This is a genomic window from Paraburkholderia sp. J10-1 (assembly GCF_905220165.1).
In the GTDB taxonomy this organism is placed as follows: Bacteria; Pseudomonadota; Gammaproteobacteria; order Burkholderiales; family Burkholderiaceae; genus Paraburkholderia.
The window spans coordinates 1,209,920-1,228,503 of record NZ_CAJMYW010000002.1 but is presented as its reverse complement, the minus strand read 5'-3'; the positions used below and the strand labels follow the sequence as shown (position 1 = coordinate 1,228,503).

Sequence of the window (18,584 nt, the reverse complement as noted above, 5' to 3'; positions counted from 1 at the left end):
TGCGAAGGACCGCTGCTTCGCGAGAGTCTACGCGCGTTGGCGGATCGCTGCCGCGCGGCGTGTCGCCCGCAGGAACAACGCTCAGAAACTGCCGAACAGCGAGCCGAGCACGATCACCACGGCGAGCGCAATGATCGCGCCAACGATGCTCACCACCACGAGGTCGCGGTAGCTTTCGCGATGCGTCGAACCGCACACGGCCAGCAGTGTGACCACGGCGCCGTTGTGCGGCAGGCTGTCGAGCGTGCCCGACGACATCACGGCAACGCGATGCAGCAAAGCGGGATCGATACCGTGCTGCGCGGCGAGCTGCATGTAGGTGCCGCCGAGCGCGTCGAGCGCGATGGTCAAGCCGCCCGAGGCCGAGCCCGTGAGCCCGGCGAGCAGGTTCGTGGCTACGGCGAGCGAAACGAGCGGGCCGCCGCCGATGCCGAGCACCCAGTCGCGCACGGCCTCGAACGCCGGCAAGGCGGCGATCACGGCGCCGTAGCCCACGAGACTGCCCACGCTCAGCACCGGCAGCACCGAGGCGTTGGCGCCCGCGTCGACGCTTTCGCGCAGCGCGGCGAGCCGCCCGCGATTCAATGCCACCAGCACGATAATGCCGAGCGTGAGCGCAACGCACACGCCCCATACCCCCGCCACCGCCGAAAGCGTGGTCGAGCCCCAGCGCGGTTCGGCGAGATAAGACGCGTCGATGCGCGGGAACACCACGACGTTCATCACGAAGTTCATCGCCACGACGACCACGAGCGGCGCGAGCGCGGCGAACGGCGACGGCGGCCCGGCATGGCCCGGTGCCGCTGCGCCATTGCCGATCTCGGCGGGGTCGAAGGCTTGCGCGAGGCTCGCGCGCTCACGCACGAGCGAGGACTTGCCGCGTTCTTCGTCATCGGCGCCGCCGTTGTCGGGCTCGACGAAACCTTCGCCGTTGCGCCGCGCCGCGGCCGCCGCGCGCCCGAGCCACCAGAGGCCGAAGCCCGCCATCACGACGCTCGCGATCACGCCAAGCCCCGGCGCCGCGAACGGCGTCGTACCGAAAAACGGCATGGGAATGGCGTTTTGAAGCGCGGGCGTACCGGGCAGCGCCGACATCGTGAAGGTTGCCGTGCCAAGCATGATCGCGGCGGGCATCAGGCGGCGCGGGATATCGGCGGAGCGAAAGAGCGCCTGCGCCATCGGCGCGAGCACAAAGAACGCAACGAAGAGGCTCACGCCGCCATAGGTGACGAGCGCGCCGCCCAGCACCACGGCCACGAGCGCGTGACGCGTACCGAGTTTGTCGATCATGAGGCGCGCCACGGCGTCCACCGAGCCGCTGTCCTCCATCAGCTTGCCGAACAGCGAGCCGAGCAGGAAAAGCGGAAAGAACTGGGCGAGAAAGCGGCCCGTGCTCGCCATGAATGTTTGCGTCCAATGCGCGAGCACCGGCTCGCCCGAAATGAGCGCGGCCAGCATGGCGCACAGCGGCGCGAGCAGCAGCACGCTCCAGCCTCGATATGCGAGCCAGATCAGCAGCGAGAGGCTCGCGAGCATGCCCGCGAGGCCGATAACCAGCGTGCCCGCGCTCATTGCAGCACCCCTTCGAGCAGCGCCTCGAAATCGAACGTCGACGCCTCGCCGAGCTGCGCGCCGTGCTGCGCGAGGAATTCGTCGGCGGTGCGGCGGCCTTCGTCGCGCAGCATCGTGATGAACGACCATTCGGCGTTCAGTTTCGACGACGAGCCCAGCGTGACGAGCTTCGCGCTATGCACGCGATGCAGGCGCATATGCGCCCAACGGCGGCCCTCCTCGCTGCCCGCATCGGCAACCTTGTGCAGCAGCGCCATCATGCGCAGCTCCTTGATTAGCGGCGAATTGAACGCGATCTCGTTCACGCGGTTGATGATGTCGCGCGCCGAGCGCGGCGTGCCCGCGCGCTCCACGGGGTTCACCTGCACGAGGATCGTGTCGATCGAATCGGTTTCGCGGATCAGCGGCGTCATGGTGGGATTGCCCGCGTAACCGCCGTCCCAGTAAGCTTCGCCGTCGATCTCGACGGCCTGGAAGAGCGTAGGCAGGCAAGCCGAGGCGAGCAGCGCGTCGGGCGTGACGTCGGCATTGCGGAACACGCGCGCCTGACCGTTGGACACGCGCGTGGCCGTGACGAAGAGCTTGATGCGCGACTGGCGCAATGCCTCGAAGTCGATGGTGTCGGCAAGGATCGTGCGCAAAGGGTTCACGCTCCCCGGATTCAGATCGTACGGGGAGACGACGCGCGCCATCATGTCGAGCGCGACGAACATGGGCGAATGATCGAGCGTCCAGCGGCCGAGCAGGATGTCGACGGGGCCGCGCCGGAACGGGCTGAAGCGCGCGGCGTCGGACACGCGGCGCCAGAAGCGCTCGAGCGCCTCGCGCGCGCCGGCCGCGCCGCCGCGCGCATGGCCGCTCGCGAGCACGGCGGCGTTCATCGCGCCCGCCGAGGTGCCCGAAATCCCTTCGATCTGCAACCACGGCTCCTCGAGCAGGCGGTCGAGCACGCCCCATGTGTAGGCGCCATGGGAGCCGCCGCCTTGCAGTGCGAGATCGACGAGCAAGGGCTCGGCGCGGGTCGTGCGGGTTGACGTCTCGGCTTCGGCGGGCATTGCGGCTCCGTTCCAGATCGACCACGGGCGAGATTACAGGAAAAGTTCAAATGGCCGCGCGAGAATGACGCAGCGCGCAATGAGGTTTCAGAAGCGGGTTTCAGGCACGCATTTCAGGCGCGCTTGCGCGGGCTCGAATCGTGCTGGGCGCGCCGGCGCGTAGCGGGGGCGTTTGGTAGACTGGATCTTCTGTCACGCTTTCCAGCCTTGCCGTGCCGAATGCCCATCCGCTTCATGGGCCGCTTTCGCTGTCGGGTCCGCTTCCCGCGCTGCTCGCCGAAATCCGCGCCTGCCATGCCTGCGCCGACGCGCTGCCGCTCGGCCCGCGCCCCGTGCTGCAGGCGAGCGAAACGGCAAGCCTGCTGATCGTTGGCCAGGCGCCCGGCGCGAAGGTCCATGCCTCGGGCGTGCCGTGGGACGACGCGAGCGGCAAACGCCTGCGCGCGTGGCTCGGCATCGACAGCGAAACGTTCTACGACGCCGCCCAGGTCGCGCTCGTGCCGATGGGCTTTTGCTACCCCGGCCGCGGCAGCGGCGGGGACAACCCGCCGCGCCCGGAATGTGCCCCGCTATGGCACGCGCGCCTCGTCAAACAGCTGCGCGGCGTGCGGCTCACGCTGCTTGTCGGCCAGTATGCCCAGCGCTATTTTCTGGGCAGCGAGCGTCGCGGCTCGCTCACTGAAACCGTGGCGGCCTGGCGCGACTACGCACCCAATTTCGTGCCGCTCCCGCACCCGTCGCCACGCAATCAGGCTTGGTTCAAGCGCCACCCGTGGTTCGAACACGATGTCCTGCCGGCGCTGCAAGCACGCGTGCAGGCGTTGCTGGCGCCTGGGCGCAGCCGCCCTCCATCCGCAACCGGAGAACCGACAATGACGAAACCGGCAATTGATATCCAGCGCGTCTACGAGCCGCTGCCCGAGGGCGGGCACCACTGCTTTCTGGTGGACCGGCTGTGGCCGCGCGGCATGAGCAAGGAAAAACTCGCGAATGTGGAATGGGCGAAGGAGGCGGCGCCTAGCACCGAACTGCGCCAATGGTTCCACAAGGACCCGGACCAGTGGGACGAATTCAAGAAGCGCTATCTGGCCGAACTGAACGCCAATCCTGAAGCCTGGCATCCGCTCGCCGAAGCGGCCGGGAAGGGGCACATCACCCTGCTCTACGGCTCTCACGACACGCAGCGCAATCATGCAATCGTGCTGCGCGACTATCTGGCGAAGCACGCGATCAAATAAGCGGGCGGCACCCAGGCGCCGCCCTTGTCACGCTCAAAAGAGATACATCCCCGCGACGAACACCACACCCGAGAACAGCAGCGTGGTCACGCAGTAACCCATGATGTCGCGCACGCCAAGGCCTGCGATCGCGAGCGCGGGCAGCGCCCAGAACGGCTGCGCCATGTTGGTCCACGCCTCGCCATAGGCAATTGCCATCGCGGACTTGCCGAGGTCCGCGCCGAGCGCCTGCGCCGCCGGCATCACGAACGGCCCCTGCACGACCCAGTGGCCGCCGCCCGAAGGCACCGCGAAGTTGATCACCGCCGAGCTGAGAAACACGAGCAGCGGGAACGTATGCACGTTCGCGATATCGACGAACCACTTCGTGATGACGCCCGCGAGACCCGAGTGGTCCATCAGCGCCTGAATGCCCGCGTAGAACGGAAACTGGATCATGATGCCCGAGGCGCCCCTCGCCGCGCCGGCCACGGCACGCGCGTAGGCCATCGGCGTTTTATGCAGCACGAGACCCGCCGCGAGGAACACGAGATTGACCGTGTCGATGTCGAGCGCGAAGCCTTTCGTGTGAAAGCGGATACCGAGGAACACGAAACACAGTGCCGCCACCAGCAGCGAGAGCGCGCGGCTTTCCTCGATGCGCTCGGCGAAGGTCGCGTCCGGGCCGAGCTTGCGCTCGACGCTCGGCGGATCTTCGAGCAGCGCGGGGTCGACCGAGACGACGTCTTCGGGCTTCGGCATCATGAGACGCACGAGAATCGGCAGCAGCACGATCAGTCCGAGCGTGATGAACGCGTTATAGCCCGTGAAGATGGTTTGCGAGACCGGGATCAGGCCCACGGCCTTTTCCATCGGGTTGCCCTTTGTGGCCGCCACGAGCGGCACCGAGCCGGAAAGGCCGCCGTGCCACGTGAGAAAGCCCATGTACGCAGCGGCAACGAGCAGCCGGTAGTCCGCGCCGCGCACCCGCCGCGCCACTTCGCGCGAGAACATCGCGCCGAGCACGAGGCCGAAGCCCCAGTTGATCGCGCAGGCAATCGCGCCCACGAACGCAACCAGCATCACGCCCTGGCCCGGCGTACGCGCGCAACTTGCCAGCGCAACCAGCATGCGCTTGACCGGGCCGGAGCTGGCGAGCGCGTGGCCGGTCACGAGAATCAGGACCATCTGCATCGCGAACGCGAGCAGGTTCCAGAAGCCCGAACCCCACATCATGACGAGCGCTTCGGGCGGCTGCGGCGTGAGCGCGAACGCCAGCACGAAGGTCACGACGGTGAGGAGAATGGCGAAGATGAGCGGGTCCGGCAAGATCCGATGCACCACGCCGGTAAAGAAATGGGAAATACGCTGAATCACGTTGGTCTGCTCCTCGTCTGCTGATACGGAATCGGCCGCCTGTTTTCTTGGATGCGAACCGAGGCCGCGATTTTTGCACAGCGCGGCACAATGCGTGCGCCTCGCCGGCAAATCGCTCTACGCGCGCCCGACGTCCTGCCTGGCCCGTGATTGTGCGTCCGCACGAAATAAGCCGTTACATGCTCAAAGGCGCCCTAAAAGTCTTATCTGCTACCGTTAACGTCGCTATCTCAATAAACGTCCGGGTGGCTCCACCCAGCGGGAGGCAGGAATGCGCAAGCAGTTTCTTGGTGTCGTGCTCGCCGCGCTAGCCGGCATATTCGTGGCTTCACCGCCCGCGCACGCCCAGTCGCAGGCATTCACGAATCAGACCGTCAATATCTACGCAGGACCCGCAGCAGACTTTCCTATCGTCGCCCAGATTCCGGGTGGCGTGGCCGTGACGGTGTGGGGCTGCGTCGCCGGCTTCAGTTGGTGCGATATTGGCTTTCCGGGCCTGCGCGGCTGGGTCTACGGCACCTTCATCAGCTATCCATGGCAAGGGCAGCGCGTGCCGGTGATGAGCTATGGCCCGCGAATCGGTCTTCCCATCGTGACGTTCTCGCTCGGCGCGTACTGGGGCTCCCATTACCGCGACCGTCCGTGGTACTCGAATCAATCGCGCTGGGCGCGCCATCCGGGCCCGCGGCCCGTAGCGCCGCCGCCCGTGCGCCCGCGTCCGCCGAGTAGCCGTCCGCCTGGCGGCGCCCGGCCGCCCAACCAGGGCGGCGGGAATCGTCCGCCCCACAACAACGCAGGACCGGGAAACCGGCCACCCGGCGCGGGCTCCGGCAATAACAACGCGCGGCCACCGGGGCAAGGCAATGCCCGGCCACCCGGCCAGGGCGGCGGACGGCCGCCGGGACAAGGCGGCGGGCGACCACCCGGTGGTGGAAATAATCGACCGCCGGGTGGTGGCGCAAGCGGAGGCGGTGGTGGACCGGGCGGCAGCGGCGGCGGTGGCGGCCCTGGCGGCGGCGGCGGCGGTGGCGGTGGCGGTGGCGGTGGTGGCGGTCGTCCCCCTCCGGGCGGTTGACCCCGAGACGAGCGCGCGGGCAAGTCCGTGCCGAAGCACGGCATGCTCGCGCTGGCTACTTCACCACCGTTTAGAACCGATAGCCAATACCACCGAGGATCACGTCCGTATCGCGGCTATAGCGCGTGACCACGCGATTCCACGTAACGCGTGCGGCCCAATGCTGCGTCAAGCGGTATGAAGCCGAGACGGAAACGAGCCCCGACAGAATGCCGTCGCCGGTATCGCGTTCGTCGGGGTGCTCGCCGTGATGAATCGCAGCATAGAGGCCCGCGCCGAACCCCAGCGTGAGACGCTCGTCGAAGAACGCGCGTGTGAGCCAGAGCTGCGCCGTCGCGCCATCTCGCCGCGCCGAAATGCCGTTGCCCTCGTGCAGATAGCCCACGGTAGCGTCGAGAAAGGAGTTGATGCCGCGCCGGTACTCGATCGCCTCCGCCGCCGATGTCTGCGATTCGAGGCTGTTGAGGATCGTCTCGCCCGCCATCAGCGTGATCTCGTTGTTCGTCACTTTCTGCGTGCGCGGCAATGCGAAATCGCGCGGGCCTGGCGTGTCGGGCGCGTCGAGCTGATAACCGATGCCCAGCATGAGCGAGGTGGTCGATGGACCGCGCGACACCTGGATGCGATTGAGCTGCAGGTTCGCCGTCCAGCGATTCGCGGCGTACCACGTGGCGCGCGCGCTATAGAGCACGCCCCAACCGTGCGTGTCGGACCAGCCTTGCCCCTGGGACGCGGCTTCGGTGTCGAAATAGCGATACGGTCCGACGCCTACCGCGAACACAAAGCGGCGCTGCGCAAGCGGCAGGCGCGCCCACGCCTGGATGGTCTGGCCGTCGCGGTGATGATTCGGAATATGGCCTTCGTTCAACCACGCAATGCTGCCGGCAAAATACTGGCCAAAACCTTCCGTGTAATCCATCTGCCACGAATAGGTATGATCGTCGCCGCTTTTGAGCGGCCCTGCATAGAGCGTGAATTCCTGCGCGCAAACCGACCCGCAAGCAATAGCGAGCGCGCTGGCGGCAACACCGGATGCGGCTAGCGACGTGATGTTTTTCATTGCGTGCGTTGTTGCCTTGCGCTTTGGGTGTGAGACTCGCCGCAAGCAGAATGTATGCAACGAAACGCGGAGCATACCCCGGCGTAATATTTCTTGTGTGACCCTGGTCTTTCAATTCATTACGAAATGCCGCAGTACAAATTTCCGGTTTTTATTTCGCAATCCTAATTACATGAGGAAAAAAGAAACGCCGCACGTAAGTGCGGCGTTCTGCCCTGCAGTCAGTTTCGCAGTAGGCCCACTATTAGCGCACGTGATGGCAGACGCGCTCAGCGTGATGGTGAACGTGTTCGACGTGGCACACCTCGTGGTGATACGGTGCGGCGACAGCCGCGAGCGGCGCGAACAGCGCGGCGCAGGAAATCAGGGCGAACAGGCGGACAGCAGGCTTGAAAACGGCGTTCATGACTCGGCTCTTGCGTGTGAAAACAGCGTGGGTTGGAACCAAAAGCCAGCACTGTATCGCAGAGTGGTCAGTGGCGTATTACACGAATGTAACGGGCGTAGCGCTCGATGAAACGCTCTTGACACGTCTTGCTGCACAACACCAGGTCGCGGAGGCCGCTCAAATACTGCGCTCGTCGCCCTCTTCATGCGTGAGACGCCGCAACAGTTCACGACCGCGGGTCGTGAGGCGCAGCGTGGGGTCGCCGCCCGCTTCGTCCATCTCGACGAGACGGTAGCGCTGCAGCGCGAGGAAATCGGAATCGAGCGTCTGAATCGGCGCGTCCGCATCACGGATCAGCAGCAAGGTCGCTAGTTCGTGGTGACTGAGCATCGGGTCTCTCCAGTGGTTGGCCGGAGTCGGCGTTTGCGCGCCAGTTCCCGCCACAAGCCCGAAAAGCATCCGACCGAAGGGCCGTGGGCTTAAGTCTCCCCAGCATAGCGAGTCAATCGTACAGTTTCGCTACAGTCGTGTTTCGCTGTGTTACGTGTCGATGAATCGGCAACGTCCTGCCCCATAAAAACGGCGCGCAGCTGCACGATATGCAGTCTGCGCGCCGCCCGCTCAAAGCGTCCTCAACCTTAGTTGATTTCCAGGCGCTTGCTCGCGGCCGCGGCCCGCTTCGGCAGCGCCAACGTCAGCACGCCATCTTTGTATTGCGCGCTCGCCTTTTCGTCGTCGATTTCCGCTGCGAGCGTAAATGCGCGGCTCACGCTGCCCGAATACCGCTCGCGACGCACAACGCGCTCGCCTTCCTTCAGCTCGCTGCCCCGCTCGACCTTTGCTGCAATCGACACGAGATTGCCATCGATTTTCACGTCGATGTCCTTGCGCTCGACGCCCGGCATTTCGGCCTTTACCGTGAAGCCAGCTTCGTCTTCCGTCACGTCGATCCGGATGCTGGCCGCCTGCCCTTCCACGCCACTCGTGGCACGCAACGGCCGGAACAGCCCGTGAAACAGATCGGGCACACTTTCCATCGAAAACGGATCGTAACGCGAGATATTGCTCATTGATGCCTCCATGGGATGAACGTTTTCCTTGTCGATGCAATGACCCACATTTCATCGGACTCCTGAATTCCCTGTCAGTTACCGCAGGCGCATGATGCCTCTGCGGTCGACCACGGGGAACCGCCGCAACGCATCGCACCGCCTGCGCGGCGCGGTCGCTGCCGCTTACCGTTCCAACATGAAGGCGCCTCGCGCGTTTGCAAGACCCTTTTTTCGCCGGGCGAGAAAATTTTGCATCGCCGCGCGGCGCGTCATTGCATGTGCATGCCGCCGTTGATCGCAATATCGGCGCCGGTGATGAACGCCGCGTCGTCCGAGCAGAGGAACGCCACCAGTGCGGCGACCTCATTCGGCTGGCCGAGGCGGCCTACCGGAATTTGCGGCAGGATGCGCGCGTCCAGCACGTCCTTCGGCACGGCTTCCACCATTTGCGTGGCGAGGTAGCCCGGCGACACGGTGTTCACCGTCACGCCTCTCTTCGCCACTTCGAGTGCGAGCGCCTTCGTGAAACCATGCATACCCGCTTTCGCCGCCGAATAGTTGGTCTGCCCGAAAGCGCCGCGCGAGCCGTTGACCGAGCCGATATTGATGATGCGCCCGAAGCCGCGCTCGATCATGCCGGGCAAGAACGGCTTCGTCACATTGAAGAGCGCGTCGAGATCGGTGCGCAGCACCGAATCCCAGTCGGCTTTCGACATCTTGACGAAGCTGCGGTCGCACGTGATGCCCGCATTGTTGATGAGCACGTCCACCTGGCCGAGATCGTCGAGCGCTTGCTGCGCCGCGCGCTCGCAGGCATCGCAATCGGCAACGTTCATTTCATGGCAGCCGAAATCGCGGCCCGCCGCGCGTTCAGCGGCAAGCCACGCATCGGCTCGCGTGCTCGCCGCCGAGCATGAGACCGCGACGGTCATGCCCGCGTCGTGCAAGCGCCGGCTGATCGCTTCGCCGAGTCCGCCCATGCCACCGGTGACGAAGGCAACGCGCTTAGTGGCCATGCTGGCCTCCGCCCGCGCTCGCGCGCTGTGCGTGGCCAGCACCCGCGGCCTTGCCCGGATGCGCGGCGCCATTGGCAGCGCTGCTCATCGCACGCTCGAAAGCATTCATCCACTCGCGCATCGGCAACGCGCCGGGCACCTTGGACGCGCCCGCTTGCGCACCCGCGCAAGCCTCCTGCCACTGCTGCGTGAATTCGCGCGCGCTTTCGGACCATGTGCTCGTGCTCTGCATCGCCGCCGCCATGCCCTCTTGCCAGAGCGTGGTGCTCGCGCCGAGATAGTCGCGCCAGACCGATTGCGTGGCGACCGCAAAATCGGTCCAGTCGCGCGCGGTGCGCAGCGATTCGAGCAAGCCTTCGACCGCCTCGCGGTCGCGCGCGATGCGGCGCTGCTCCAGCTTCACCAGCTGCTCGCGCCATTGCTGCTGCCCGAGGAGCAGGCGCAGCGCGGCCGATGTATTGGTGCGATACGTTTCGAATGAGGCGCCCAGGGCGTTGCCGAGCGAGGCGTCGAATGGGGGATGAGAAGCGGTAGCCATGATCAATCTCCTCCGTATGTAGCTTTCGCCCGGCGCGTGCCGGTGCGGCTGGGGCGTTTGCTGCCAGGGTGACAGCGTCGAGCGCGATTGAACGTGCTCTGCGGCGAGCGAAATGTAAGCGCTTCACGCGCGACGATGAGCGTCGAGATGCTTCGGAGTGCCGTGCTTTCGCAATACAGTTGGCTCAAGCCAACATCATAGGCAGGAACGCGGGCTCCCGCGTAACGAATGGGCGTTTTGCCGCTTGATAAATGTCACAAATCGAGACATCTGATGCGCGGTGATTCAAAACCGGGTTTGTTGTTGCGGATATTTCGAGACGGATCAGCGAATCGTTGGGGTGACCGAACAACCCGCGCAAAGGCTGCCCGGCCGATCTCGCCTTCGCGGCGCACCGGCCGGCGGAACCGGGTGCCCCGCTCAGGCCACCGGCGCCTCTTCGTCGCGTACCAGCATGACCGGCCGGTCTGCCATACGCAGGAACGATTCGGCCACGCTGCCAAGCAACAAGCGCTTCATGCCCGACAAGCCACGTGTGCCCATCACCACGAGGTCCGCGTCTTCCTCGGCGGCAATGCGCGCGATGACGGCGGCAATCTCCTCGCCACTCGCGTCCGCTGCGCGCGTGCTGCCCGGCACCTGGGCCTGCGCGAACACCCGTTTCGCTTCTTCGAGCGCCGCCGTTGCGGCGTCGTTCTCCGCCGAGTGGCGCGCCTGCTCCTCGGCGAAGCCCGAACTCACGTCCACGAGCCGCGCAGGATGCCGCACGACACACAGCGCCTGAACGGCGCCGCCGGTCGCCTTTGCAATCTTCACGGCCTCGTCGAGCGCGCGCCGGCCGCTGCGGCTGCCATCGACCGCTACCAGAATCTGCTTGTACATCGTTGACCTCCCGGGTCTTGCCCAAATTGCGCGCCGGGTTCCCGGCACGCGCTATCTAAATATGTTGTAGCGCATTTGGGTACGGATGCGCGCCGCAGGCGGTGCGACCCGTTGTCTCCATTCCGTCAGAATCTCCGTCCTCCTGAGCGCAGGCACACTCACCGCATCGTCAACACGGCCGCGCCCGTGAGCCGCCCCTCGCGCAAGTCGGCCAGCGCCTCGTTCGCACGCGCGAGCGGGTACGGCGTGGTCTCGATTTCGAGTTTGTGACGCGCGGCGATGGCCATGAAGGTCGTCCCGTCCTCGCGCGTGAGATTGGCCACCGAAACAATGCGCCGCTCCTCCCACAGCCATGCGTAAGGAAACGAGGGAATGTCGCTCATGTGGATGCCGCCGCACACGACCGTGCCGCCCTTCGTCAGCGCTCGCAGCGCGGCGGGCACGAGCGCGCCGACCGGTGCGAACAGCAGCGCCGCGTCGAGTTCCGCGGGCGCGCGCTCGTCGCTGCCGCCGGCCCACGCTGCGCCCAGGCGCCGCGCGAACTGCTGCGCCGCAGTATCGCCGGGACGCGTGAACGCGTAGACCGTGCGCCCCTGGTGACGCGCGACCTGCGCGACGATATGCGCCGCCGCGCCGAAGCCGTAAATGCCGATGCGCCGCGCCTCGCCCGCCATCGCGAGCGAGCGATAGCCGATGAGTCCCGCGCAGAGCAGCGGCGCGGCTTCGACGTCGCTGTACTGGCGCGGCAGATGGAAGCAGTAGCGAGCGTCGGCGACGGTGCGCGTGGCGTAGCCGCCGTCGATCGTGTAGCCCGTGAAGCCGGGCGCGTCGCAAAGATTCTCGCGCCCGTCGGCGCAGAAGCGGCAGTGGCCGCAGGTGTGGCCGAGCCACGGCACGCCCACGCGGTCGCCCAGCGCGAAACCCGTTACGCCGGCGCCAAGCGCCGCGACCGTGCCGACGATTTCATGACCGGGAATGACGGGCTTTTTCGGGTGCTCGAGATCGCCGTCGACGACATGCAGATCGGTGCGGCACACGCCGCACGCGCGCACGTCGATCAGCAGTTCGCCGGCGCGCGGCGCCGGGTCGGGTAAATCGGCTTCACGCAGCCACGGATTCTCGCCGTCGAACACCATCGCCCGCATCGCCATCCTCCTCGCCGGAACGCGGCTGACGCGCCGCATCGATCACCATAAAACCATGTTATGCAATCGGGCCGCGGGCTGTCGTGCATCGCGCGCTGCATCGCAACTTCACGACGCGATGCGACGCACAGCCGCGGGACATTCAGGCGTGGCGCAGCGCGCGATCGTGGCAACATAAGACGAATCCCGCAGGACCACGAGGCACCGCCGCCCGGCCATGCGCCCGGCATACGCCACCGCGCACCTTCGGCCAGCGTCAGCCGCCAATCGCCACGCGCGCCGTCGCGCCGCGCACGCAGTCCGCCTCGGTCCGTCTTCCGCCGCCGCGCAACCGGAGCCCCGCATGAACGCTACCGACACCCCTGCCCACCCGCCGCTTTCCGACGACCTGCTGCGCCGCATGGACGCCTGGTGGCGCGCCGCCAACTATCTCTCGGTCGGCCAGATCTATCTGCTCGCCAATCCGCTCCTGCGCGAGCCGCTGCAGCTCGCGCACGTGAAGCCGCGCCTGCTCGGCCACTGGGGCACGACGCCGGGCCTGAATTTCCTCTACACGCATCTGAACCGCATCATCAGCGCGCGCGATCTCGACGTGCTGTTTCTCGCGGGGCCTGGTCATGGCGGCCCGGCCGTCGTCGCGAACACCTGGCTGGAAGGCACCTACAGCGAGACCTGGCCGAACGTGCCGCACGACGAAGAAGGCATGGCGGCGCTCTTCAAGCAGTTCAGTTTTCCGGGCGGCATTCCGAGCCACGTCGCGCCGCAAACGCCGGGCTCGATCCACGAAGGCGGCGAACTGGGCTACGCGCTCTCGCACGCCTACGGCGCGGTGTTCGACAACCCGGATCTGATCGTCGCCTGCATGGTGGGCGACGGCGAAGCCGAAACGGGCCCGCTCGCCACGTCCTGGCACTCGAACAAGTTCGTCAATCCGGCCACCGACGGCGCCGTGCTGCCCATTCTCCATTTGAACGGCTTCAAGATCGCGGGGCCGACGGTGCTCGCGCGCATCGGCGACGACGAACTCGCCTCGCTCATGAAGGGCTACGGCCACGCGCCGATCTTCGTGGAGGCCGAGGAGCCCGCCGTTGCGCATCGTCTGATGGCCACCGCGTTCGATACGGCGTTCGACGAGATCGCACGCATTCAGAAGGCCGCGCGCGAACTCGCCGACGAACACGGCAACCTGCCGCCCGGCTACGAACGCCCGCGCTGGCCGATGATCGTCATGCGCACGCCCAAGGGCTGGACCGGTCCCAAGACAGTGGATGGCCAGAAGACCGAAGGCTCGTGGCGCTCGCATCAGGTGCCGCTTGCAAACATCTCGAAGCCGGGACATCTCGCGCTACTCGAAAGCTGGATGCGCAGCTACAAGCCCGAAGAACTGTTCGACGCGCAAGGCCGCCTCGTGCCCGAAATCGCCGCGCTCGCGCCGCAAGGCGAAAAACGCATGAGCGCGAACCCGCGTTCGAACGGCGGCGGCCGTGTGCGCGAACTGCGCGTGCCGCCATTCGAGCACCACGCCGTGGACGTGCCCGCACCCGGCCAGGTGGATGCCGAAGCCACGCGCGTCATGGGCGCGTTCCTGCGCGAAGTCATGCGCGTGAACGACCCCACGCGCAACTTCCGCATCTTCGGGCCCGACGAAACCGCGTCGAACCGCTGGGGCGACGTATTCGACGTGACGTCGCGCACCTGGCTGGCCGAGTTCACGCCCGACGACATCCAGCTGGCCACCAACGGCCGCGTGATGGAAATGCTCTCCGAGCATACCTGCCAGGGCTGGCTGGAAGGCTATCTGCTCACCGGGCGACACGGCTTCATGTCGTGTTACGAGGCATTCATCCACATCATCGATTCGATGTTCAACCAGCACGCGAAGTGGCTGAAGGTGATCCGCGAAATTCCGTGGCGGCGGCCGCTGCCCTCGCTCAACTATCTGCTCACCTCGCACGTGTGGCGCCAGGACCATAACGGCTTCAGCCATCAGGACCCGGGCTTCATCGACTACGCGGTGAACAAGAAGTCGGACACGGTGCGCGTGTATCTGCCGCCAGACGCCAACACGCTGCTTGCCGTGACCGACCACGTGCTGCGCACCTGGAACCGCATCAACATCATCGTGGCGGGCAAGCAGCCGCAGGCGCAATGGCTCGACATGGACGCCGCCATACGCCACTGCGCAGACGGCATCGGCATCTGGCAATGGGCGAGCAACGACGACGGCGGCGAGCCCGACGTGGTCATGGCCTGCGCCGGCGACGTGCCCACCATGGAAACGCTGGCCGCCGTAGACCTGCTGCGCACCTGCCTTCCCGACCTGAAGGTCCGCGTGGTGAACGTGGTGGACCTGATGACGCTCGAACCCGCCGACCGCCATCCGCACGGCCTGCCCGACGCCGATTTCAACGCGCTCTTCACCACCGACAAGCCGGTAATCTTCGCGCACCATAGTTACCCGACGCTGATCCACAAGCTCACGTACCGGCGCGCCAATCACGCGAACATTCACGTGCACGGCTTTATCGAGGAAGGCACGACGACCACGCCGTTCGACATGACCGTGCTCAACCGGCTTGACCGCTACCACCTGTGCGAAGCCGTGATCGACCATGTGGACGGGCTCGCGCAGCGCGCGGCGCACCTGCGCCAGACGCTGCACGACAAGCTGGCCGCACACCGCCGCTACGTGGACGAGTACGGCGACGACATGCCTGAAATTCGCGACTGGCGTTGGCCCGCCGCGCGCAACACACAGGGTGGCGGTGAAAAAGCTTAGTGGCAGTGCATTGACGCGTTGGGTTGCTCAGACTGAAGCCGGCTTCGTGCGTCCGAACACGCGCGCGAACGCGGTAACGAACGCGTCGAGCCGGTTCGATTCGAGGCAGTCGATGCCTGCCGCGCCCACCCGGCCGTTTCCGCCGGGGAACGCGCGGCAGAGTTCGTCCGCGCCGCGCGGTTCGGTGAGCGGCGCGCGCACGCTCACCGCATAGTTGCCGTCGGCGTTCACGCTCAGCACCGCGTGCGCACGCGAGGGTTCTTCGTTCGCAAGCACGTTGGCGAACACGCCGCGCACCCGGCGCGCCCACGGCTCGTCGGGCAGCACGCAAACGCTGCCGTACTGCAACGCGATGAGCGGCGCGATGGCCTGGGCCAGTTCGAGATCGTCCTGGCGGCAACGGGCGAGTTGACCGACGATCGGCTCCGAGGCGATGAAATCGAACGGGTTGTCATAAGGTTTCATCGCCGCATACAGATCGAGCGGCGCGATCACGAGATCATCGACGCAGTCGCCATAAGCGTTGTAGTTGATCGACTCGCCAAGCTCGCGCAGCTGTTCGGTCTGCGCGGCGTCCAGCCCGGCCTGTTGCGCAAGCGCTTGCGCCGTGCCGGGCAGGTTGTCGCCCCAGGCCGCCGCGATCGCCCAGAGACGGTAGCGGCCCGCGAGGTGCCGGTCGACGAGCACGCTCGTGCAGACCTGCGCCGTGGTGTCAATATGCGCGACCAGATTCCTGGACATAGGCAGGTCGCCTGCGTGGTGATGGTCGAAATATTCGACCGCGACGTCCTTCGCGAGCAGCGCGGTGAGCGCCTTGCGGTTCACGTCGAACGAAATGTCGAGCACGGTGAGCGAGTCGCCGGGCTGCGCGGGCACGCGCTCGACCAGTGCGATGTCTCGCTTCGCGCCGGTGATGAGCGTCGCTTCGCGCGGCCTTGCGAGCCGAAGTTGATGCAGCGCGCAGATACCGTCTGCGTCGCCGTTGAATACGTCGAAATGCGCCATGTCTCCGAAATCCCGTTAGGTTGAACTCGACAGTATCGCGCAGCCTCGCCGGATTGCACAAAAGGTGCAATATGCCGATGCCCATGCAGGCCGTTTCGATCAAGGCAGTAAGATGCCGTGCAGCGGGCGTCCCGCGTTTGCTCGCGTGTATGCTGGTTGCGACGATTTGCGCCCCGTAGACCTTCATTCCCACAATCGCCACGCCGATGTCCGACACGCCGATCTCACGCCACGCCGCCAACCGTCTGCGCGCGGCACGGCGCCACAGCCGCCTCGTGAACGCCGCGCTCTCGCGCGCCTCGACCTACGCGCACCCGGCTGGGCGGATCGTACGCATCGAAACGCATATTTCCGTGGTGTATCTCGCTGGGCGGTACGCGTACAAGATCATGAAGCCCGTCGATTTCGGGTTCGTCAATTTTGTGCGGCTCGATGCCCGATTCCGCTGCTGCGAAGCTGAGATTCGTCTGAATGCGCCGTTCGCGGGACCGATTTATCGCGAAACCGTTGCGCTATTTTTTGACGGTCGGCGTTGCAAGCTCAAGCGCGGCATGCGCGGCAACGTAAAAGTGGTCGAGTACGCGGTTCGTATGCGCCGCTTCGACCAGCGCCTGCTGTTTTCGAACCTGCTCTCGAACGGCGACCTGAGCACCACCGATATCGATGCAGCCGCAACCAGGCTCGCCACGGTCCATCGCCATGCACGCCGGGCCGGCCACGGGCCGCTGGCGAGCGCGGCGCGCTTCGGCTCGGCGGCGCTGCTGCGCGAACAGGTGCTCGCGGCGCTCGCGCCCCTCGAAGCGGATCCGCGCACGGCGCACGCTGTAGAGCACGCTGGCTTGCGCGCGATCTGCGAAAGCGAAATCACGCGTCTGGCGCGGCACGTCGATGCACGGCGCGCGAACGGATTCGTGCGCGCCTGCCACGGCGATCTGCATCTCGACAATATCGTGCGGCACGGGCGGCACGCGTTGATGTTCGATTGCATCGAATTCAGCGACGCGCTGCGCTGGATCGACGTGACCTGCGACCTCGCGTTCATGCTGATGGATCTGCGCGCGCACGGCCAGGCGGTGTACGCGCACCGCATGCTCAATCGCTACCTGGAAGCCACGGGCGATTTCGCGGGGCTCGCTGCGCTGCGGCTTTATGTCGTCTATCGCGCGCTGGTGCGCGCACTCGTGGCGAAGCTCAAGGCAGGATCGCCTGCGCCACACCATGCGCCAGCGCTCGGCGGCGACGTCGCGCGCTACCTCACGCTCGCGGCAAGCGAAGCGCGCATCATGCACGAAGCCGCGCCCTGGCTGATGCTGTGCCACGGCTTTTCGGGGTCGGGTAAGTCAGTGGCGAGCCGTGCGCTCGCCGAACTGAGCGGGGCGATCCGTGTGTCGAGCGATCTCGAACGCAAGCGCCTCGAACCCTTCGCGCCGCCCTCGCTCGGCGCGCTGCCGGCAAGCGCGTACACACAAGCTGCACTCGACGCGCACTACGAACGCCTGGTCGCTCATGTGCGCGACGTGCTGAACGCGGGCTACACCGCGATCGTCGATGCGACGTTTCTCAAGGCTGCACATCGCGCGCGCTTCGCGGCGCTCGCGCGTGAGTTGAACCGGCCAATGCTGATCCTGAACTTTCACGCGCCGCAAGTGCGGCTCGCCGAGCGCGTCAACGCCCGCGCGCGCGGGCCGCGCGACGCGTCCGACGCGGGCGCCGAAGTGCTTGCCAAACAGTTCGCGCAAGCGGACCCACTCGATGCGCGCGAGCGGCAGCGCACCGTTGATCTCAACACCGACATGGAAATCGAGGCCTTCTCGCACGAGCCGTGGTGGGCACCGCTGTTCGCGCGTTTGCATGCGGAGGATGGGGAGATTTGATTCTGCGGCGGACTCATTATCCGCCGCCACAGCCCTGCGCCCTGCTTGCTTATCGCTCGACGAAAGGCCGCACGAGCGGCCAGCGCAGCGTGGACGCCACCGGATAGCGCGGCTTGCGGCCAACCGGTGCGCGCCACGGCTGCATGCGCGCGGCCATTGCCGTGCACAGGGCAAGGCCTTCCTGGCCGTGCAGGCGCTCCATGGCGTGATGCACGAGTCCGGCGTCGAACCACAGCTTGAAGCGGCGATGGCAGGTGCGGAAATCGGGATACTGCTCGGGCAACTTCGACCAGACCGAGCCGGTGGCCAGGACCCAGAGGATGCCGGAAAAAACGAGACGAGGATTATGTGCTGGGCGCCCGCGGCGACGACCGTCAACGCGGATTTCGTGAAACATAGGCTCGATGCTGCGCCATTGCGCATCGGTGAGTTCCGGAGATATGCGGGAAGACATCTGATGGTCCCTGTGAGGTTATCTGACACAACACGACTAAAGTAGCCTCACAGCCCGCAAGAAAATATCGGACTATGCTTAAAAATCGAGATGAA

The 18,584-nt window shown here is 66.0% G+C and carries 17 protein-coding genes and 1 pseudogene; 5 read left to right on the top strand and 13 right to left on the bottom strand.

Going from position 1 to position 18,584, the window contains the following annotated elements; genetic code table 11:
• Nucleotides 1-81: 81 nt before the first annotated feature.
• Both U5A65_RS12275 and U5A65_RS12270 read right to left on the bottom strand, forming a co-directional pair.
• Nucleotides 82-1,572: a GntP family permease gene (locus U5A65_RS12275; RefSeq protein WP_321946391.1), complete on the bottom strand. Its 1,491-nt coding sequence runs from the start codon at nt 1,570-1,572 to the stop codon at nt 82-84.
• Nucleotides 1,569-2,627: a patatin-like phospholipase family protein gene (locus tag U5A65_RS12270; RefSeq protein WP_321916347.1), complete on the bottom strand. Its 1,059-nt coding sequence runs from the start codon at nt 2,625-2,627 to the stop codon at nt 1,569-1,571. The genes U5A65_RS12275 and U5A65_RS12270 overlap by 4 nt, the downstream gene beginning before the upstream one ends.
• Before the next feature lie 248 nt (nt 2,628-2,875).
• Here U5A65_RS12270 and U5A65_RS12265 point away from each other — a divergent pair.
• Nucleotides 2,876-3,457, top strand: a pseudogene (locus tag U5A65_RS12265) (uracil-DNA glycosylase family protein); the annotation flags it as partial.
• A 42-nt stretch (nt 3,458-3,499) separates the two neighbouring features.
• Nucleotides 3,500-3,865 (top strand): DUF488 domain-containing protein, encoded by a 366-nt coding sequence (locus U5A65_RS12260; protein ID WP_321916455.1) that lies wholly within the window; start codon nt 3,500-3,502, stop codon nt 3,863-3,865.
• Between the two features lie 33 nt (nt 3,866-3,898).
• On the opposite strand, the gene U5A65_RS12255 is transcribed toward U5A65_RS12260, so the two are convergent.
• On the bottom strand, nt 3,899-5,221 hold the full coding sequence (locus tag U5A65_RS12255; RefSeq protein WP_321916345.1) for a TIGR00366 family protein: 1,323 nt from the start codon (nt 5,219-5,221) through the stop codon (nt 3,899-3,901).
• Nucleotides 5,222-5,492: 271 nt separating this feature from the next.
• Between U5A65_RS12255 and U5A65_RS12250 the strand changes: the two genes are divergently transcribed.
• Entirely contained in the window at nt 5,493-6,296 is an 804-nt protein-coding gene (locus tag U5A65_RS12250; protein ID WP_321946390.1) for an SH3 domain-containing protein, read from the top strand.
• A 70-nt stretch (nt 6,297-6,366) separates the two neighbouring features.
• Here U5A65_RS12250 and U5A65_RS12245 read toward each other — a convergent pair whose 3' ends face one another.
• From U5A65_RS12245 to U5A65_RS12210, 8 genes are all read right to left on the bottom strand, one after another.
• Nucleotides 6,367-7,356 carry a hypothetical protein gene (locus U5A65_RS12245; RefSeq protein ID WP_321946389.1) on the bottom strand — a complete coding sequence of 330 codons (990 nt, stop codon included), beginning with the start codon at nt 7,354-7,356 and terminating at the stop codon, nt 6,367-6,369.
• A gap of 244 nt (nt 7,357-7,600) precedes the next feature.
• Entirely contained in the window at nt 7,601-7,762 is a 162-nt protein-coding gene (locus tag U5A65_RS12240) for a hypothetical protein (RefSeq protein ID WP_321917868.1), read from the bottom strand.
• Nucleotides 7,763-7,921: 159 nt separating this feature from the next.
• Nucleotides 7,922-8,134: a hypothetical protein gene (locus U5A65_RS12235; RefSeq protein ID WP_321917866.1), complete on the bottom strand. Its 213-nt coding sequence runs from the start codon at nt 8,132-8,134 to the stop codon at nt 7,922-7,924.
• 248 nt (nt 8,135-8,382) lie between these two features.
• The gene (locus U5A65_RS12230; RefSeq protein ID WP_321917864.1) at nt 8,383-8,814 is read right to left on the bottom strand and encodes an Hsp20/alpha crystallin family protein; all 432 of its coding nucleotides are present in this window, start codon (nt 8,812-8,814) and stop codon (nt 8,383-8,385) included.
• A gap of 251 nt (nt 8,815-9,065) precedes the next feature.
• A complete protein-coding gene (phbB, locus tag U5A65_RS12225) occupies nt 9,066-9,812 on the bottom strand; it encodes an acetoacetyl-CoA reductase (protein WP_321917863.1) in 747 nt (248 codons plus the stop codon).
• On the bottom strand, nt 9,802-10,350 hold the full coding sequence (locus U5A65_RS12220) for a hypothetical protein (RefSeq protein ID WP_321917861.1): 549 nt from the start codon (nt 10,348-10,350) through the stop codon (nt 9,802-9,804). The genes phbB and U5A65_RS12220 overlap by 11 nt, the downstream gene beginning before the upstream one ends.
• Before the next feature lie 420 nt (nt 10,351-10,770).
• Complete coding sequence (locus tag U5A65_RS12215) at nt 10,771-11,232, bottom strand: universal stress protein (RefSeq protein WP_321917860.1); 462 nt, start codon at nt 11,230-11,232, stop codon at nt 10,771-10,773.
• 158 nt (nt 11,233-11,390) lie between these two features.
• Nucleotides 11,391-12,377, bottom strand: a complete 987-nt coding sequence (locus U5A65_RS12210) for a zinc-dependent alcohol dehydrogenase family protein (RefSeq protein WP_321917859.1) — start codon at nt 12,375-12,377, stop codon at nt 11,391-11,393.
• 343 nt (nt 12,378-12,720) lie between these two features.
• Between U5A65_RS12210 and U5A65_RS12205 the strand changes: the two genes are divergently transcribed.
• Nucleotides 12,721-15,156 carry a phosphoketolase family protein gene (locus U5A65_RS12205; RefSeq protein WP_321946388.1) on the top strand — a complete coding sequence of 812 codons (2,436 nt, stop codon included), beginning with the start codon at nt 12,721-12,723 and terminating at the stop codon, nt 15,154-15,156.
• A gap of 27 nt (nt 15,157-15,183) precedes the next feature.
• Here U5A65_RS12205 and U5A65_RS12200 read toward each other — a convergent pair whose 3' ends face one another.
• The gene (locus tag U5A65_RS12200; RefSeq protein WP_321917856.1) at nt 15,184-16,161 is read right to left on the bottom strand and encodes an acetyltransferase; all 978 of its coding nucleotides are present in this window, start codon (nt 16,159-16,161) and stop codon (nt 15,184-15,186) included.
• A 206-nt stretch (nt 16,162-16,367) separates the two neighbouring features.
• Here U5A65_RS12200 and U5A65_RS12195 point away from each other — a divergent pair, with 206 nt between their 5' ends.
• On the top strand, nt 16,368-18,035 hold the full coding sequence (locus U5A65_RS12195; RefSeq protein WP_321946387.1) for an AAA family ATPase: 1,668 nt from the start codon (nt 16,368-16,370) through the stop codon (nt 18,033-18,035).
• A 49-nt stretch (nt 18,036-18,084) separates the two neighbouring features.
• Here the strand turns inward: U5A65_RS12195 and U5A65_RS12190 are convergent, their stop codons facing one another.
• Entirely contained in the window at nt 18,085-18,489 is a 405-nt protein-coding gene (locus tag U5A65_RS12190; protein ID WP_321946386.1) for a transposase, read from the bottom strand.
• Nucleotides 18,490-18,584 lie beyond the last annotated feature (95 nt).

Excerpts from the sequence above, each read along its gene's own strand:
- U5A65_RS12275 (WP_321946391.1), bottom strand. The coding sequence starts at position 1,572 with ATGAGCGCGGGCACGCTGGTTATCGGCCTCGCGGGCATGCTCGCGAGC.
- U5A65_RS12270 (WP_321916347.1), bottom strand. The coding sequence starts at position 2,627 with ATGCCCGCCGAAGCCGAGACGTCAACCCGCACGACCCGCGCCGAGCCC.
- U5A65_RS12260 (WP_321916455.1), top strand. The coding sequence starts at position 3,500 with ATGACGAAACCGGCAATTGATATCCAGCGCGTCTACGAGCCGCTGCCC.
- U5A65_RS12250 (WP_321946390.1), top strand. The coding sequence starts at position 5,493 with ATGCGCAAGCAGTTTCTTGGTGTCGTGCTCGCCGCGCTAGCCGGCATA.
- U5A65_RS12245 (WP_321946389.1), bottom strand. The coding sequence starts at position 7,356 with ATGAAAAACATCACGTCGCTAGCCGCATCCGGTGTTGCCGCCAGCGCG.
- U5A65_RS12240 (WP_321917868.1), bottom strand. The coding sequence starts at position 7,762 with ATGAACGCCGTTTTCAAGCCTGCTGTCCGCCTGTTCGCCCTGATTTCC.
- U5A65_RS12235 (WP_321917866.1), bottom strand. The coding sequence starts at position 8,134 with ATGCTCAGTCACCACGAACTAGCGACCTTGCTGCTGATCCGTGATGCG.
- U5A65_RS12230 (WP_321917864.1), bottom strand. The coding sequence starts at position 8,814 with ATGAGCAATATCTCGCGTTACGATCCGTTTTCGATGGAAAGTGTGCCC.
- phbB (WP_321917863.1), bottom strand. The coding sequence starts at position 9,812 with ATGGCCACTAAGCGCGTTGCCTTCGTCACCGGTGGCATGGGCGGACTC.
- U5A65_RS12220 (WP_321917861.1), bottom strand. The coding sequence starts at position 10,350 with ATGGCTACCGCTTCTCATCCCCCATTCGACGCCTCGCTCGGCAACGCC.
- U5A65_RS12215 (WP_321917860.1), bottom strand. The coding sequence starts at position 11,232 with ATGTACAAGCAGATTCTGGTAGCGGTCGATGGCAGCCGCAGCGGCCGG.
- U5A65_RS12210 (WP_321917859.1), bottom strand. The coding sequence starts at position 12,377 with ATGCGGGCGATGGTGTTCGACGGCGAGAATCCGTGGCTGCGTGAAGCC.
- U5A65_RS12205 (WP_321946388.1), top strand. The coding sequence starts at position 12,721 with ATGAACGCTACCGACACCCCTGCCCACCCGCCGCTTTCCGACGACCTG.
- U5A65_RS12200 (WP_321917856.1), bottom strand. The coding sequence starts at position 16,161 with ATGGCGCATTTCGACGTATTCAACGGCGACGCAGACGGTATCTGCGCG.
- U5A65_RS12195 (WP_321946387.1), top strand. The coding sequence starts at position 16,368 with ATGTCCGACACGCCGATCTCACGCCACGCCGCCAACCGTCTGCGCGCG.
- U5A65_RS12190 (WP_321946386.1), bottom strand. The coding sequence starts at position 18,489 with ATGTCTTCCCGCATATCTCCGGAACTCACCGATGCGCAATGGCGCAGC.